Genomic DNA, 15,414 nt, shown 5'->3' with positions numbered 1-15,414 from the left:
ATAAATATAATTAAAGGCTATTTTCTACAAGTTATTTCGCTTTAGTTATCAGTAAGGATAACCTAAAATTTTAACGCTTTTTCGCATAATATCCAATAACTGATAGAATTAGCTAATAAAAAATCCACTCAACAGTATTGAGTGGATCAAACGATAGTATAAAAATCTTCTTTTGGAAGTAAAAGAGTAAATTTACACCATCGTTTCATCTACTCAAAGTCCCGGAGTAATGAAACACAAGCAAATGGTAGGTCTCCTGGCTAGTGAATCATCCTACACTAAGACCTTCCCGAGAAATGTTTTCTCAGTGGTATTCTTAGTTCGTATCACATACAGTTGCGGGTACAGCTTCGGCATCGCACCGAATTCCCTATTAAGTCCGTAAAGGACACCAATACTTGTGGCATATTAAATTTTTTCGTAACTATTCTATGTAACGAATTTGTCATTAGCTATGACAAATGTAAATGTCTTTCAAAAAAAAGTCGCTTCTTAAGAAGCGAAAAAGAGACATTGGATATTGAGAGTTGTTATAATAACTATATATAGTAAGAATTTGGTGATTATCAACTATATATTGATTTGATAGTATCACACAATCTATTTTTACGCAATTACTTTCTATTAAAATAATTTAGAAAAAGAGAAGCACGATATAAAATAATAGGATAAAAGCTGTACCGAAAAGGACTAAATATTTTGACCATAAAGGCGGTAGCTTTTTGTGCTGCTTTTGTTTATTAAAACTGATAACGGAAAGGTAATTTTTGTAAATAACAAAATAAATAAGCGCAAATCCAATGTATTGTAAGATAAACAATCCTGTAAGTGACTGTTTGTTCTCTAAAAATTGAACATTAGGGAAAGAATAGCCGGTAATAAGCTTTATGATAAGATCATTAACCGTTCCAAATATTGCAAATAAGAGTACTGCTGAAAATAGAATTTTAACAAATTCTAAATAGAAATAAGGGATTTTCTTCATACATTCATTCCTTTTCATCCATAATATATTTTAAGTACCAGAACAAAGGATACCATAAACAATCAATAATTGTTAAATATATTTACTAGTTTCGAGTTATATATAGGTAATTATGTAGAAATTTAGAGAATGAAAATTCAGATTATACTAAAAACGTTCACAAAACGTCAAATAAATGATAATATTTGATTGTTTTTGAAAGAAAATGCTTGAAAATCGAAATCGTTTACATTATGATGTTGTTAGATGAAGGACATACCCAAGACAAGGGAGTGTAAGAATTTTGTTAACACCTGAAAGGCATGAACTTATTTTACAATTGCTTAAACAGCATAGTGTTGTGAAAATACAAGAATTAATAGATAGTACAAATACATCTGAATCAACAATTAGACGTGATTTAACTCAATTAGAGCAAGAAGGTTTCTTAAAAAGAGTTCATGGTGGCGCTGCAAGGCTCCAAGGTAAAATAAAGGAACCGAGCATGAGTGAAAAAGCGTTCAAAAACCTCCAAGAAAAGAAAATGATTGCAGCTTTTGCAGCAAATCTAGTAGAGGATGGCGATAGCATATATTTGGATGCAGGTTCGACAATTACAGAAATGCTACCATTTTTAAAAAATCGCGATATTGTAGTTGTGACAAATGGTCTTATGCATTTGGCTAGCTTGCTAGAAGCTCGCATTCAAACTTTCCTAACAGGGGGATATGTAAAAGAAAAGACAAATGCATTAGTAGGACGTGGTGCCATCCTTAGTCTTGATAACTACCGTTTTGACAAATGCTTCATGGGTGTGAATGGTATTCATCCTGAATATGGGTATACTACACCTGACCAAGAGGAAGCCATGGTGAAAAGCAAGGCACTAGCATTATCAAGAGAAGCATTCTTTCTCGCAGATGACAGTAAGTTTTCGGAAGTCTATTTTTCTAAAATAGCTGATTTGCATGATGCTTCTATTATTACAAACTCCCTTGATGAAGAAGTAAACGATTTATATTCAAGGAAAACTAGTATAAAGGTTGTGAAAGAATGATTTATACCCTAACCTTAAATCCTTCTGTCGATTATATTATCGAAGTTCCAGAAGTGTATTTAGGAGAGCTTAATCGATTAGAAAAAACAAGTAAATTTGCAGGTGGAAAAGGAATAAATGTTTCCAAAGTATTAAAAAGAATGGGCGTGCAAAGTAAAGCATTAGGTTTTGTTGGTGGTTTTACGGGAAGTTTCATCGAAACGCAATTACTCGCTGAAAAGATTGAAACTGATTTTGTGAAAGTGGAAGAAGATACTCGTATCAATGTGAAGTTAAAAGCTGATAAGGAAACAGAGCTAAATGCAAGTGGACCAACTATCTCTGCTGAAAAACTCCAAGAATTAAAGGAGAAGATTGCTTCCTTAACTTCGGATGATTTACTCGTGTTAGCAGGTAGTGTTCCATCAACCTTGCCAAAAACGACATATGAGGAGCTTGTGAAAATCTGTCATGAAAACAATGTTTCATTTGTTGTCGATGCAGAAGGTGAGTTACTAAAAGCAGTCTTGCCGTATCAACCATTCTTAATAAAGCCTAATCATCATGAGTTAGGTGATTTGTTTGGGACAACTATTACAAATGCACAGGAAGCGATTCCTTATGGGAAAAAATTATTAGAGATGGGCGCACAGAATGTCATTGTTTCCTTAGCTGGTGAAGGCGCAATATTAATTAGCCAACATGAAGAACTAATTAGTACAGTGCCAAAAGGGGAAGTGAAAAGCTCAGTTGGCGCAGGAGATAGTATGGTAGCAGGCTTTCTTGCTAAATATGAAGAGACGCAGGATATGAAAGAATCCTTCCGCTATAGCATTGCAGCAGGAAGTGCTACAGCATTTTCAATTGGATTATGCACAAAGGAGAAGGTAGTGAGCCTACTTCCGCAAGTCCAACTACAATCATAAATAGAAACGATTTTACTAGAAAATATAGTAAGGTAGAAAACTTAAAAAAGGGAGCGTTATAGGATGAAGATTACCGAATTATTAACGCAAGAGACTATCCTTTTAAATATTGAAGGAAATGGGAAGCTTGATGCAATCAATCAACTTGTTGACATTCTTTATTCAGCAGGAAAGTTATCAGATAAAGAAACATATAAACAGGCAATTTTAAAAAGAGAAGAGCAAAGTACAACAGGGATTGGGGAAGGAATTGCCATTCCCCATGCAAAAACAAGTGCGGTAAAATCGCCGGCAATTGCGTTTGGGCGATCTAATAGTGGTGTGGATTATGAATCACTTGATGGACAACCCGCACATCTATTCTTTATGATTGCAGCGCCAGATGGAGCAAATAATACACATCTAGAAGCATTATCGAGATTATCTACATTGCTCCTTAAAGAAGAAGTGCGTTCTAAGCTATTAAATGCTACTTCTAATCAAGATATTATGACAATCATCGATAGCTATGATGTCGAAGAAGAAGCACAAGAGGAAAATATCGCAGACAAAAAGAATTTTATCGTTGCAGTGACTGCCTGTCCTACCGGTATAGCTCATACTTATATGGCAGCGGATTCATTGAAAGCAAAAGCTGCTGAAATGGGTGTAGACATTAAGGTTGAAACGAATGGTTCTGGTGGAGCGAAAAACGTATTGACAGCAGAAGAAATTGAAAACGCGACAGCAGTTATTGTTGCTGCCGATACGAAAGTACAAATGGAACGTTTTAATGGAAAACATGTGCTAGAAACACCTGTTGCAGATGGTATCCGTAAGCCAGAAGAATTAATTAATCGAGCTCTGAAGCAGCAAGCTCCTGTTTATCAAGGTGGATCAGGTAGTTCTAGCGAAGGTAAAGAGGAAGGCAAAAAAGGGATTGGAGGCCAAATCTATAAACATCTAATGAGTGGTGTTTCCAATATGTTGCCATTCGTTGTTGGTGGCGGGATTTTAATAGCAATATCCTTTATGTTCGGATATAACTCAGCTGATCCGAATGATCCGAGCTATAATGCGTTTGCAGCAGTTATTAAGTATATCGGTGGCGATAATGCATTTGCGCTATTAGTACCAGTTCTTGCTGGATTTATTGCAATGAGTATTGCTGACCGTCCAGGATTTGCACCAGGTATGGTTGCTGGTTTTATGGCAGCTCAAGGCGGAGCAGGTTTCCTTGGTGGCTTAATCGGAGGTTTCTTAGCAGGTTATTTAGTAATTGGTCTAAAAAAATTGTTAGAAGTGCTTCCAAGCTCTTTAGAAGGAATAAAAACGATTTTACTCTATCCATTATTAGGAGTTTTCTTTACCGGTCTTATCATGAATTACATTATCATGGAGCCAGTTGCAGCAATCAATACAGGAATGACTAGCTGGTTATCTAATCTTGGTACAGGAAATGCGGTTCTTCTAGGTATTATATTAGGTGCAATGATGGCTTTTGATATGGGTGGGCCAATTAATAAATCAGCATATGTTTTTGGTACAGGTCTTATTGCAAATGGTGTTTTTGAACCAATGGCTGCAATTATGGCTGGAGGAATGGTACCTCCGCTGGCAATTGCGTTAGCAACTGTTTTATTTAAAAAGAAATTTACGAAACAAGAAAAAGATGCAGGCTTAACAAACTTTATTATGGGTTTATCGTTTATTACAGAAGGTGCAATTCCATTTGCAGCAGCAGATCCATTGCGCGTTATTCCATCTGTCGCAATTGGAGCAGCAGTAACAGGCGGACTTTCCATGCTATTTAATATTGGATTAAGAGCTCCACATGGCGGTATCTTTGTGGTTGGTTTAGTTGATGGAAATCCATTGTTATACCTATTAGCTATTGTAATCGGAGCTATTGTAGCTGCGTTATTGCTAGGGTTATTAAAGAAGCCTGTTCAACAAAAATAAAGGGATATGAACCACGAGGACCTTTTCTATAGATGATAAATAGGTGGAGTCATTAAATTATAGGAGACTTTAAACATTACTGAGTGCAGAGATGTTTAAAGTCTCTTTCTTTAGGCTGTCTTCATAAGTTTGTTGCTATCGTAATACCATGAAGTACAATGGTGCTAGGGCATTACATAAACATTCTAACTTTGATTAGTGTCATCAATGTGCTTTAAACGAAAGAAAGCAGCAACAGCAGCTATTAAAGTAATTGCACATAGCAAATAAAATTGAAAATGCTCCATATGTTTCATTAAAATCGCCATAATGGGTGGTCCAGCTGCCACGCCAATAAAGCGCATACTACTGTAGATACTTGTAATTGTTCCTCTTTCTTCTTTTTCAATTCCTTCTGTTATTAAAGCATCTAGAGGTGGTAAGCTTCCTCCAATTCCAATACCTGCAATCGTAAGGAATATAATGATGAACCACATCTTTTCTGAAAAATTAAGGGCGACAGTTCCGATAATCATTGCTACTAAGCCAATAAAAGTAATCCAGCGCATCAAATTTTTGTCTTTTTTTATCTTTTTCCCAGTGATATAGGAAGTGAGACATAAGGCTCCGAGCGGAATGGCGAGATAAAAACCCTTTTTTACATTTTTAATGTGATAATGCTTTTCCAATATATCTGATAAATAAAACAGCTCCGCAAATAAAACAAACATAACAATAGCTCCAATAAAGAAAATGGCGTACAGCCATTTTTTGTCTTGGTGCAATATTTCTTTCGTATGCTTAATAAATTCTTTGAATGGCAAAGGTTTGTCTTTACTTTTTGGTGATTTGACAAAGATCATTATTAAAACGATGGAAATCAAACAAAAAACAGGAATAGACATAAATGGGACAAACCATATAAATCCTGCTAAAAATGCTCCTAAGATGGGGCTGAGTACTTTTCCAAATGTATTGGCTGTTTCAATAATCCCTAAGGTACTACTCACTTCCTCTTCACTTTTAAATAAGTCGCCTACCAATGGTAATACAATGGGGAATGCTCCGGCTGCTCCAACACCTTGCAGTGCTCGTCCAATAAGAATGACCCAATAGCTATTATCCATCAACCATGCAGCAACTCCTGAGATTACTCCGCCAATACCAGCGATTATTAAACTTGGGATAATCACCCGTTTACGACCGATATGATCGGATAAATATCCTGCTACTGGTATCAGTAATATCGCTAAAATAGAATATACAGTAATAATCATGCTTACTTTAAAAGAGGATATATTCAGCTTTTGTTCGATCGATGGCAATACTGGAATCAGCATGCTATTTCCAAGGGTCATTACTAACGGGATGGAAGAAAGTGAGAATATCGCCATTTTAGAAACCTTTACATTTTGTTCCTTCGCTGTCTTGTGCATTTTGTTTGTAAGGTTACCTATTCTTTTATCATCATTTACATGATCCATTTTCATTCTCCCTGCTTTCAAATAGTTAACTATAGTTAATATGTACAGGCGAGATAAAAAATAACGCAATTTCCATCATCCAATTAATGGTTTTTGGACTTCTGTTTATTCCTTTCTTTCTTTAATTAATATGATATGATGAAATAAAAAATGATGGTGGTGTTTAAAAGTGGGGGAAGTCATTGCATTAAGCATTGGAAAGGAAAAAACATTTACATGGAAAGATAAAATCGTTCATTCAGCAATAGGAAAAGAGAAAGTGGAGGAAGTATTTTTAGCATTTGATGGCTTTGTTGGCGATGGTGTTGCAAATAAAGCTTTTCATGGTGGGAAAGAACGAGCGGTGTGCTATTATCCTTTTGAACATTATAAAAAATGGGAAGAAGAATTTAAAATAAAGATTAATCCTCCTGCTTTTGGAGAAAATATTTGCGGAACAGAGTATACAGAAAAAAATACATATATTGGTGATATCTTTTCTTTAGGAGGAGCAGTTGTACAAGTAACACAAGGAAGGGTTCCATGTTCGACTATTTCAAAATATAATGAAGTGGATACATTTTTAAGTAGAATAGTGGAAACCTGTTATACAGGCTATTTTTTAAAAGTTGTAGAAGAAGGAATAGTAAGTGCGACTTCTAGGATGCAATTGATTGAACGTCCCCAAGATAAAGTGACTGTATGGGATGCTACGAAAGTGATGCTTCTAGATCGCAAAAATAAAGATGCGATATTAACGATATTACCAATCGAGCAATTAGCGGAGGATTGGAAAAATCGCTATAAAAAAGCACTTGAAAAAATCAATTGATTTTTTTGAACGAAAATTGTTGACTTTTATTATATTGTTCAATATCATATAAGTAACATATCGAACGGCAATGAAGAAGAGTAGTACCTTTATCGGAAACCTCAGAGAGCTGGTGGTTGGTGTAAACCAGTGTGGACGATAAAGAGAATGGACTTCTGAGCTTCTAAACCGAACCAACCTGTTGTAGTAGGCTTTAGCGAACGTCTCATCGTTACAAGAGACAGAAATTTGATCGTATAACGACGAATTTCTTAAAGTGAGCTTATTTTTTTAAGCTAATGAAGGTGGCACCACGGGTTTCTCGTCCTTTTTATAGGAGAGAGACCCTTTTTGTATTTAAAAAAATAAATAGTAGAACAAAAGCAATGAAGAAGAGTAGTAAGTATAATTACGATGTCAAAGAGAGTCGGTGGCTGGTGTGAACCGATACATCCCTTATACTGAATGGACTTCTGAGTGAAGACCTGAAAATAATAGTAGGGTTTAACGGCATCCTCCGTTATCGGGATAGAGTATAAATTGTACTCGATAAGAGAGAGTGAATCTTCACTCTAACCTGAGGTGGTACCGCGGTTAAACAATCGTCCTCTATCTGCAAATGAATCATGCAGATAGGGGACTTTTTTTATAGAATTTTTATTCAAATTAAGTAGCAATTAATTTAGTGCGTTCTAACTAGGAGGATTTTATGATGGAAACCAATATTTTATTAATCGATGAAATTCAAGGAGATACACTGACACCTATAGGTATTTATCAACGGCTATCTGCAAAAAAGAAATTCCTGCTTGAAAGCTCTTTAAAACACGAAGATTCAGGGCGATATTCCATCATTGGATGTGATCCAACATTTGAACTTATTGGAAATGGTTTTGAATCAGTAATTATGGAAGGGGATAACAAAGAAGTAAGAAACGAACGAGCACTTGATTTGGTAAAAGAATTATTACCTGAAAATAAAGCGACGCTTCCTCTTTTCTTACCAGTAAACGCCGGGGCGTTCGGTTATGTAGGCTATGATAATATAAGGCAATATGAAAATATCGGTCCAGAAGCGAAGGATGAAATAGGAATACCCGATGTGCATCTTATGTTTTTTGAAGATTTAGTAATTTTTGACCATTTAGAACAAAAAGTTTATTTGGTTGCAAGTCCATTAAAGGCAACGACAACAGAACAAGAGCTAAGATATCGACTACAGATTAGAAAGCTAGAGATCACTGCTCCATATAAAGAGGATTTACCTGAAGTGAAGCTCACTCCATTTCAAGCAAGCATTTCGAAAGAGGAATTTATAGAGAAGGTTAATAAAGCGAAGGCTTATATTTTGGAAGGGGATATCTTCCAAATAGTTCCATCCCAAAGGATGACTGCTGAAATAGAGGGATCTGCTTTTTCTTATTATCGAAAGCTTCGAATTAAAAATCAGTCACCATATATGTACTTCTTCGATTTTGATGATTATGCAGTGCTAGGAAGTTCACCTGAAAGCTTAATTAAAGCAGTAGATGGAAAAGTGATAACTAATCCAATTGCTGGGACTCGGCCAAGAGGAGTGACATTGGAAGAGGATTCAAATTTGGAGAAAGAGCTATTGTTAGATGAAAAGGAACTAGCGGAACATAAAATGCTTGTTGATTTGGCAAGAAATGATGTTGGAAAGGTTAGTGAATTTGGCAGTATTTCTGTTGATAAGTATATAAAGGTAGAAAAGTATAAGCATGTTATGCATCTTGTTTCAGAAGTAAGTGGCGATTTAAAGGAAGAATTTAAATGTGTAGATGCACTCGTTTCTTGTTTGCCTGCTGGAACAGTATCAGGAGCACCTAAGATACGTGCCATGCAGATTATCAATGAATTAGAAGGTACAAAAAGAGGAGTATATTCAGGGGCCGTCGGTTATTTTTCGAAAAATGGAAACATGGATTTTGCCCTAGCTATTCGCACAATGGTTATTAAAGACAACAAGGCATATATACAGGCTGGTGCAGGAATTGTGCATGATTCTGTCCCAGAAAAGGAATATGAGGAAACGATTCATAAACTAAAATTATTCTTGGAGGAACAGCATGATTTTATTAATCGATAATTATGACTCTTTTACGTATAACTTATTTCAGTATTTAGGAGAATTAGGGGAAGAAATTACGGTTTTTCGAAACGATGAAATATCGATTGATGCTATTCGTCACTTAAATCCAGAGCGGATTGTATTGTCACCAGGACCAGGTAGACCGGAAAATGCGGGGATATTAATCGAACTTATCCAAACGCTTCATAAGGAGTTTCCGATTCTAGGCATTTGTCTTGGACATCAGGGCATTGGATATGCATTCGGATCAGAGGTAGTAAAGGCAGGAAATGTGATGCACGGAAAAACATCGAAATTAAAGGTAACCGGTGATTCTGTTTTCCGAAATATAGAAAATCCAATAGAAGTGATGCGCTACCACTCCTTAGTGATAAAGAAAGATACATTAAACGATGAATTTGAAGTTTTGGCTTATTCAACCGATGATGAAGAGATTATGGCGATAAAGCATAAGCGTTATCCACTATACGGCTATCAATTTCATCCAGAATCAGTAGGAACTGACTGCGGAAAACAGTTATTAGAAAATTTTATCCTTGAAACAAGAAAGGAAGTTCAAAGATGAAAGAATATGTAGAAAAATTAATGGCGAATCAATCATTAACCGAATCTGAAATGGAAAATGCGGCAAGTAAGCTATTTTTAGACGAAACAACGGATACAGAGATTGCTGCTTTTATTACAAGCTTAAAAATGAAGGGAGAAACGGTAGAGGAAATTGTCGGTATCGTAAATGCTGTACGGAAGCAAACTCTCCCTTTTTCCGATACGATTATTGGCTGTATTGATAACTGTGGTACTGGTGGAGACAGATCTCAAAGCTTTAACATAAGCAGTACTTCCGCATTCGTTTTAGCGGGAGCGGGAATTCCTGTAGCGAAGCACGGAAATCGCAGTATTTCTAGTAAAACAGGAAGTGCTGATGTTCTAGAAGAGCTGGGAATTAAATTAAATGTGACCCCAGAACAAAATATTCGCCAATTAGAAGAAGTAGGAATTACATTTTTATTTGCTCAGCATGTACAACCGAAAATGGGCAGAATTATGAAGGTGCGTAGAGAATTAAAGCTTCCAACAATTTTTAATTTAATTGGACCATTAACAAACCCAATATCTCTTGAAACACAAGTATTAGGAATATACAGAAGTGATTTACTTGTCAGATTTGCTGAGTGCTTACAAAAATTAGGCAGAAAGCGAGCGGTTGTTTTAAACGGAGCAGGCGGAATGGACGAAGCTTCCCTGCAAGGGGGAAATCAACTGGTGATTTTGCAAAATGGAAAGATTGAGGAAACCATTCTTACTCCAAATGATGTACACCTTCCTTATTATTCAAATGAACAAATTCGTGGAGGGGATGCAAAAGAAAATGCGGCTATATTATTGAATGTCTTAAAGGGGGAACAGGGCGCATATCGTGATACAGTTCTTTTGAATGCAGGTATTGGTATTTATACGGCAGGAAGAGCTGACAGTATTGTCGAAGGAGTAAATGTAGCGAAGGAAAGTATTGATTCTGGAGCAGCACTTCATAAATTAAATCAATTGGTGGAGACAAGTAAAGAATTCGAAGGGGCAGGGATATAAAGTGGAAACCATCTTGGATAAAATTATTGCCAAAAAAAGCGAAACGATTGAGAAGTTATATAAAAGAAAAGAGGAGCTAAAGACAATCGTTCAAAGCAATGAAAAAAGATCGTTATTAAATAAAATGAAGAAGGCTGAAGCATTATCTATCATTGCTGAGTTTAAGCGGGCGTCTCCATCAAAGGGAGATATAAATGTGGAGAAGGATCCAACGGAACAAGCTAAAATGTATGAATTATATGGTGCAGATGCCATTTCGGTGTTAACAGATACACCTTTTTTTAAAGGATCATACGAGGATTTGGCTAAGGCAAGAAATGCAGTCAATTTGCCAATTCTATGCAAGGATTTTATTGTCGATAAGATTCAAATCGATTTTGCTAAAGCCTATGGCGCGGACCTCATTTTATTAATTGCTGCGGCATTAGAGGATGAAAAGCTTCATGAATTATATGCGCATGCGACGAAATTAGGGCTGGAAGTATTGCTGGAGGTTCATAATGAAGAGGAATTGGATAGAGCCTTAAAGACAGATGCTTCACTAATTGGAGTGAATAACAGAAACTTAAAAACATTTGAGGTAACGCTGGACACTACAGAAAAATTAGCTGCAAAAATTAAAGAAAGTGGCCGATTTATGGTTAGTGAAAGTGGCATTGCAACATTTGAGGATATTTTAAAGGTTACATCTTGTGGTGCGAACGCCGTTTTAGTTGGAGAGACCTTTATGAAGGCAACAGACCTTGAAAGTAAAATCAAAGAAATGAAAGTATCGTTAAAGGCGGAGATAAAGTGAAGGTGAAAATTTGTGGCATTACAACGAATGATGCAGCAGCATGTGCCATTCAGTATGGAGCAAATGCATTAGGCTTTGTATTTGCGAATAGTAAACGAAAAATAAATCCAGAAAAGGCAAAGTCAATTATTGATACTCTACCTAAAGATGTCATGAAGGTAGGAGTCTTTGTCAATGAGACTAAAGAAAATATAGAGAAGATTGCGAAAATATCAGGGATAAATATGATTCAGCTTCACGGAGATGAAACGCCGGAATTTGCTTCAAGCTTTTCTTTGCCAATCATTAAGGCATTTAGTATTTCATCAAAGGAAGATCTGCAACAAGTAACGGCTTTTCCATGTGAATATGCGTTACTAGATAGCCCCAGAGGAAAGTATCATGGAGGAAACGGAACAGCATTTGATTGGAGTATGATGAAGGATTATGACTTTGGTCAAAAGAAAATAATCCTCGCTGGTGGATTAAATGAATCAAACTTAGTCGAAGCCATCCAGACAACGAACCCTTTTATGGTAGATGTTAGCAGTGGAGTGGAAACAGATGGTAAAAAGGACTTAGTGAAGATAAAAAAATTTTTACAAATCGGAAAAACAGTTCATATTTGAGAAAAGAGGGAGCTATCATGGCAGAAACAACATATGCGTTTCCAGATAAAAGAGGACATTTCGGAATGTATGGAGGAAGATATGTTCCAGAAACATTGATGCAGGCAGTAACAGAGCTTGAAACAGAATATAAGAAAGCACAACAGGATCCAGCTTTTCATGAGGAATTAAATAATTTATTAAAGGATTATGTGGGGAGAGAAACACCTCTGTATTTTGCGGAAAATCTCACAAAATACGCAGGCGGTGCAAAAATTTATTTAAAGAGAGAAGATTTAAATCATACAGGAGCTCATAAAATTAATAATTCCTTAGGTCAAGCTTTACTGGCGAAAAGAATGGGGAAAAAGAAAGTTGTTGCGGAAACAGGAGCTGGACAGCATGGTGTAGCCACTGCAACTGCATGTGCATTATTAAACTTAGAATGTACGATTTTTATGGGGGAAGAAGATATTAGAAGACAGAAGCTGAATGTGTTCCGAATGGAATTACTAGGTGCAAAAGTCGTTGGTGTTACTTCTGGAAGTGCCACACTTAAGGATGCTTGTAATGAAGCCTTACGCTATTGGGTAACAAATGTAGTTGATACACACTATATTCTAGGTTCTGTAATGGGTCCACATCCTTTCCCAATGATGGTCCGTGATTTTCAAAGTGTCATTGGTAAAGAAGCAAAAAAACAATATGTGGAAAAAGTCGGAAACCTGCCAGAAGCAATTGTTGCTTGCATTGGTGGTGGCAGTAATGCAATGGGAATCTTTTATCCGTTTATTGGGGATGAAAGTGTGGCTTTATATGGAGTGGAGGCTTCGGGGCATGGCCTCCATACGGAAAAGCATGCGGCTTCCTTATCTAAAGGGAAACCAGGTGTGTTACATGGCTCTTATATGTACTTATTACAAAATGAAGACGGACAAATTCAAGAAGCGCATTCTATTTCTGCAGGCTTAGATTATCCTGGTATCGGTCCAGAGCATAGCTATCTTCATGATATCGGACGGGCAACCTATGAATCGATAACAGATGATGAAGCCTTTGAAGCACTTCAGCTCCTTTGTAAAGTAGAAGGGATTATTCCTGCCTTAGAGAGTGCCCATGCAATTAGCTATGCAGTGAAGCTTGCTGCTAAGATGGATAAGGAAGAAGGAATTATTGTTTGCTTATCTGGTAGAGGAGATAAGGACGTAAATACAGTTATGGATAGAATGGGGGAATAAGAAAATGAAAACAATCCAACAAGCCTTTAATGAGGTACTTGAAAAAGGAGATAAAGCATTTGTTCCATATATTATGGCTGGAGACGGAGGGCTTGAAACATTAAAGGATAAAGTGCTCTTTCTTGAAGAGGCAGGCGCTACTGCGATTGAACTGGGCATTCCATTCTCTGATCCTGTCGCAGATGGACCGATTATTCAAGCCGCTGGCATCCGCTCCCTTAAAGCAGGAACAACACTTAAAGGCGTTTTTGAAGCAATTCAATCTTTTAGAGAGTTAACTACTATTCCCCTTGTCATGATGACTTATTTGAATCCTATCTTAGCATATGGAGTAGAGTCATTTTTCCAAGCCTGTGAAAAAGCGACGATAAATGGATTGATTGTGCCTGATTTACCGGTCGAAGAAGAAGTAATCGTAGAAGAACTAGCGGCAAAGCATCATGTTGAAATTATCCGATTAGTGACATTAACAAGTCCCTTAGATCGAATCGAAAATATCGCTAAGAAAGGTAAGGGCTTCTTATATGCCGTAACCGTAAACGGGATAACGGGTTCAAGAACTAGCTTCCAAGCACATTTAGGTACACATTTACTAAAGGTAAAGGAAGTAAGTCCAATCCCAGTCTTAGCTGGATTCGGCATTTCTTCTCCAGAGCATGTTACGAGTATGACAGAATATTGTGATGGCGTAATCGTAGGAAGCAGAATCGTGGAACTGTTCTCAGAGAACAAGTTAGAGGAAATAAAGGAACTTATTGCTGCAAGTAAGAGAGGAAATACATTGTCTGCCATTTAAAAAACGAAATCCTCCCTCCTTCGTTCTGAAAAAGAATAAGGAGGGAGGATTTTATATTTGAGTAAGAAAAGTGGATGCTGTCTGATAAATCAGATGGTAGAATTTTGAAAATTATTCACCAAAAGAAAGGTTTTGATAAAGGGTATTTTCCTTTGTTAACTCGTTGATAAGAGGGGATACAGCATGCTGCTTAAAGGAAAATTCAGGAATAATATAGGAAAAGTATCTTGTTATGGGTTCATTTTTAATGCGTAATACACTAAGTGTCTCCATAAAGATTTCTTTCTGGATTGCATATTTAGAAACAATGGATATCCCCAAATCTGCTTCTACCGACTCTTTTATAATTTGTGTGCTTCCAAATGAGCGAATAGTAGGTGGAGCGAAGTCTTGATTTTGAAAAAACTGATTTACTACTTCTCTTGTTCCTGAACCATCTTCTCTAAGTATCCAAGTTTCATCGTACAAATATTTTAATTCAATGGATGAAAGACCAGAAAACCGATGATTTTTACTTACGATAACGACTAGTTCATCTTCTTTAAATGGTGTTATTGTTAAATGTGGATGGGTTTTTAAATGACTATCAATAATCCCTAAATCAATTTCTCCTAGTAGTAATTGATCAATAATACGATGGGAATTTCTAATACTTATCATTGGATTTTCATGTTTCTTGTCCATTTTTATATAATCGGCAATTACTTTAGGTAGTAAATATTCTCCAAATGTAAAGCTAGAACCGATGGATAAAGGACGGTTTGTCGTCTCTGAAAGGTGATCAATTAAATTATTCACTTCATTATACTCTGATAAAATTTTCTTTGCATGAAAATAAAAAAGTTCACCTGCTTTTGTAAGTCTAACATATTTATTCGTTCTGTCTAAAAAGGTAATATTATACTTTTTTTCAAGTGCTTTAATGGAAAGCGTTACAGCTGATTGAGTAATATGTAAGCTTTCTGCTGCCCTAGTAAAATTTAGTTTTTCAGCAACTGTTACAAAGGTTAATAAATGATAATCCAAAAAAACACACTCCTTTATTAAACAATAGAATCCATGATAAGACATATTTGTATAAGTTGATTGGCTAAAATAGGTGAAAGGAACTCCATATAATAGTAGAAAATTATTTCTTTCTATCATTATACTAAAAAAGAGTAAGGATAAAAATAGA

Annotated in this window: 14 protein-coding genes, 1 riboswitch and 2 other annotated features; of the genes, 11 read left to right on the top strand and 3 right to left on the bottom strand. The window is 36.2% G+C overall.

Going from position 1 to position 15,414, the window contains the following annotated elements:
• Positions 1 to 228: 228 nt before the first annotated feature.
• A riboswitch (cobalamin riboswitch) is annotated at positions 229 to 411 on the bottom strand.
• A gap of 223 nt (positions 412 to 634) precedes the next feature.
• Positions 635 to 985, bottom strand: a complete 351-nt coding sequence (locus tag NYE52_RS12185; protein ID WP_341193313.1) for a hypothetical protein — start codon at positions 983 to 985, stop codon at positions 635 to 637.
• A gap of 283 nt (positions 986 to 1,268) precedes the next feature.
• Here NYE52_RS12185 and NYE52_RS12180 point away from each other — a divergent pair, with 283 nt between their 5' ends.
• From NYE52_RS12180 to NYE52_RS12170, 3 genes are all read left to right on the top strand, one after another.
• A complete protein-coding gene (locus NYE52_RS12180) occupies positions 1,269 to 2,021 on the top strand; it encodes a DeoR/GlpR family DNA-binding transcription regulator (protein ID WP_341193312.1) in 753 nt (250 codons plus the stop codon).
• Positions 2,018 to 2,926, top strand: coding sequence for a 1-phosphofructokinase (gene pfkB, locus NYE52_RS12175; protein WP_341193311.1), 909 nt, complete (start codon positions 2,018 to 2,020; stop codon positions 2,924 to 2,926). Before NYE52_RS12180 ends, pfkB begins: the two co-directional genes overlap by 4 nt.
• 63 nt (positions 2,927 to 2,989) lie before the next feature.
• Entirely contained in the window at positions 2,990 to 4,867 is a 1,878-nt protein-coding gene (locus NYE52_RS12170; RefSeq protein ID WP_341193310.1) for a PTS fructose transporter subunit IIABC, read from the top strand.
• A gap of 185 nt (positions 4,868 to 5,052) precedes the next feature.
• Here the strand turns inward: NYE52_RS12170 and NYE52_RS12165 are convergent, their stop codons facing one another.
• Positions 5,053 to 6,330, bottom strand: a complete 1,278-nt coding sequence (locus tag NYE52_RS12165; RefSeq protein WP_445669110.1) for an MFS transporter — start codon at positions 6,328 to 6,330, stop codon at positions 5,053 to 5,055.
• Positions 6,331 to 6,499: 169 nt separating this feature from the next.
• Between NYE52_RS12165 and NYE52_RS12160 the strand changes: the two genes are divergently transcribed.
• The 8 genes from NYE52_RS12160 to trpA all read left to right on the top strand — a co-directional run bounded on the left by NYE52_RS12160 (position 6,500) and on the right by trpA (position 14,237).
• A complete protein-coding gene (locus NYE52_RS12160) occupies positions 6,500 to 7,141 on the top strand; it encodes an MOSC domain-containing protein (RefSeq protein WP_341193309.1) in 642 nt (213 codons plus the stop codon).
• A 61-nt stretch (positions 7,142 to 7,202) separates the two neighbouring features.
• Positions 7,203 to 7,453, top strand: a binding site (T-box leader).
• 44 nt (positions 7,454 to 7,497) lie between these two features.
• Positions 7,498 to 7,733: a binding site (T-box leader), on the top strand.
• A gap of 99 nt (positions 7,734 to 7,832) precedes the next feature.
• Positions 7,833 to 9,230: an anthranilate synthase component I gene (trpE, locus tag NYE52_RS12155; protein ID WP_341195175.1), complete on the top strand. Its 1,398-nt coding sequence runs from the start codon at positions 7,833 to 7,835 to the stop codon at positions 9,228 to 9,230.
• Entirely contained in the window at positions 9,211 to 9,798 is a 588-nt protein-coding gene (locus NYE52_RS12150) for an anthranilate synthase component II (RefSeq protein WP_341193308.1), read from the top strand. The genes trpE and NYE52_RS12150 overlap by 20 nt, the downstream gene beginning before the upstream one ends.
• Positions 9,795 to 10,820: an anthranilate phosphoribosyltransferase gene (gene trpD, locus NYE52_RS12145; RefSeq protein ID WP_341193307.1), complete on the top strand. Its 1,026-nt coding sequence runs from the start codon at positions 9,795 to 9,797 to the stop codon at positions 10,818 to 10,820. Before NYE52_RS12150 ends, trpD begins: the two co-directional genes overlap by 4 nt.
• A 1-nt stretch (position 10,821) precedes the next feature.
• Positions 10,822 to 11,616: an indole-3-glycerol phosphate synthase TrpC gene (gene trpC / locus NYE52_RS12140; RefSeq protein WP_341193306.1), complete on the top strand. Its 795-nt coding sequence runs from the start codon at positions 10,822 to 10,824 to the stop codon at positions 11,614 to 11,616.
• Complete coding sequence (locus tag NYE52_RS12135; RefSeq protein ID WP_341193305.1) at positions 11,613 to 12,224, top strand: phosphoribosylanthranilate isomerase; 612 nt, start codon at positions 11,613 to 11,615, stop codon at positions 12,222 to 12,224. Before trpC ends, NYE52_RS12135 begins: the two co-directional genes overlap by 4 nt.
• A 17-nt stretch (positions 12,225 to 12,241) precedes the next feature.
• Positions 12,242 to 13,441, top strand: a complete 1,200-nt coding sequence (gene trpB, locus NYE52_RS12130; RefSeq protein WP_341193304.1) for a tryptophan synthase subunit beta — start codon at positions 12,242 to 12,244, stop codon at positions 13,439 to 13,441.
• A gap of 4 nt (positions 13,442 to 13,445) precedes the next feature.
• Positions 13,446 to 14,237, top strand: coding sequence for a tryptophan synthase subunit alpha (gene trpA / locus NYE52_RS12125; protein WP_341193303.1), 792 nt, complete (start codon positions 13,446 to 13,448; stop codon positions 14,235 to 14,237).
• A gap of 111 nt (positions 14,238 to 14,348) precedes the next feature.
• Here trpA and NYE52_RS12120 read toward each other — a convergent pair whose 3' ends face one another.
• Positions 14,349 to 15,263 (bottom strand): LysR family transcriptional regulator, encoded by a 915-nt coding sequence (locus NYE52_RS12120; protein ID WP_341193302.1) that lies wholly within the window; start codon positions 15,261 to 15,263, stop codon positions 14,349 to 14,351.
• Between the last annotated feature and the right edge of the window lie 151 nt (positions 15,264 to 15,414).

This window comes from Niallia sp. FSL W8-0635 (genome assembly GCF_038007965.1).
Taxonomy (GTDB): Bacteria; Bacillota; Bacilli; order Bacillales; family Cytobacillaceae; genus Niallia.
This window is presented reverse-complemented; position numbering and strand designations above follow the sequence as displayed.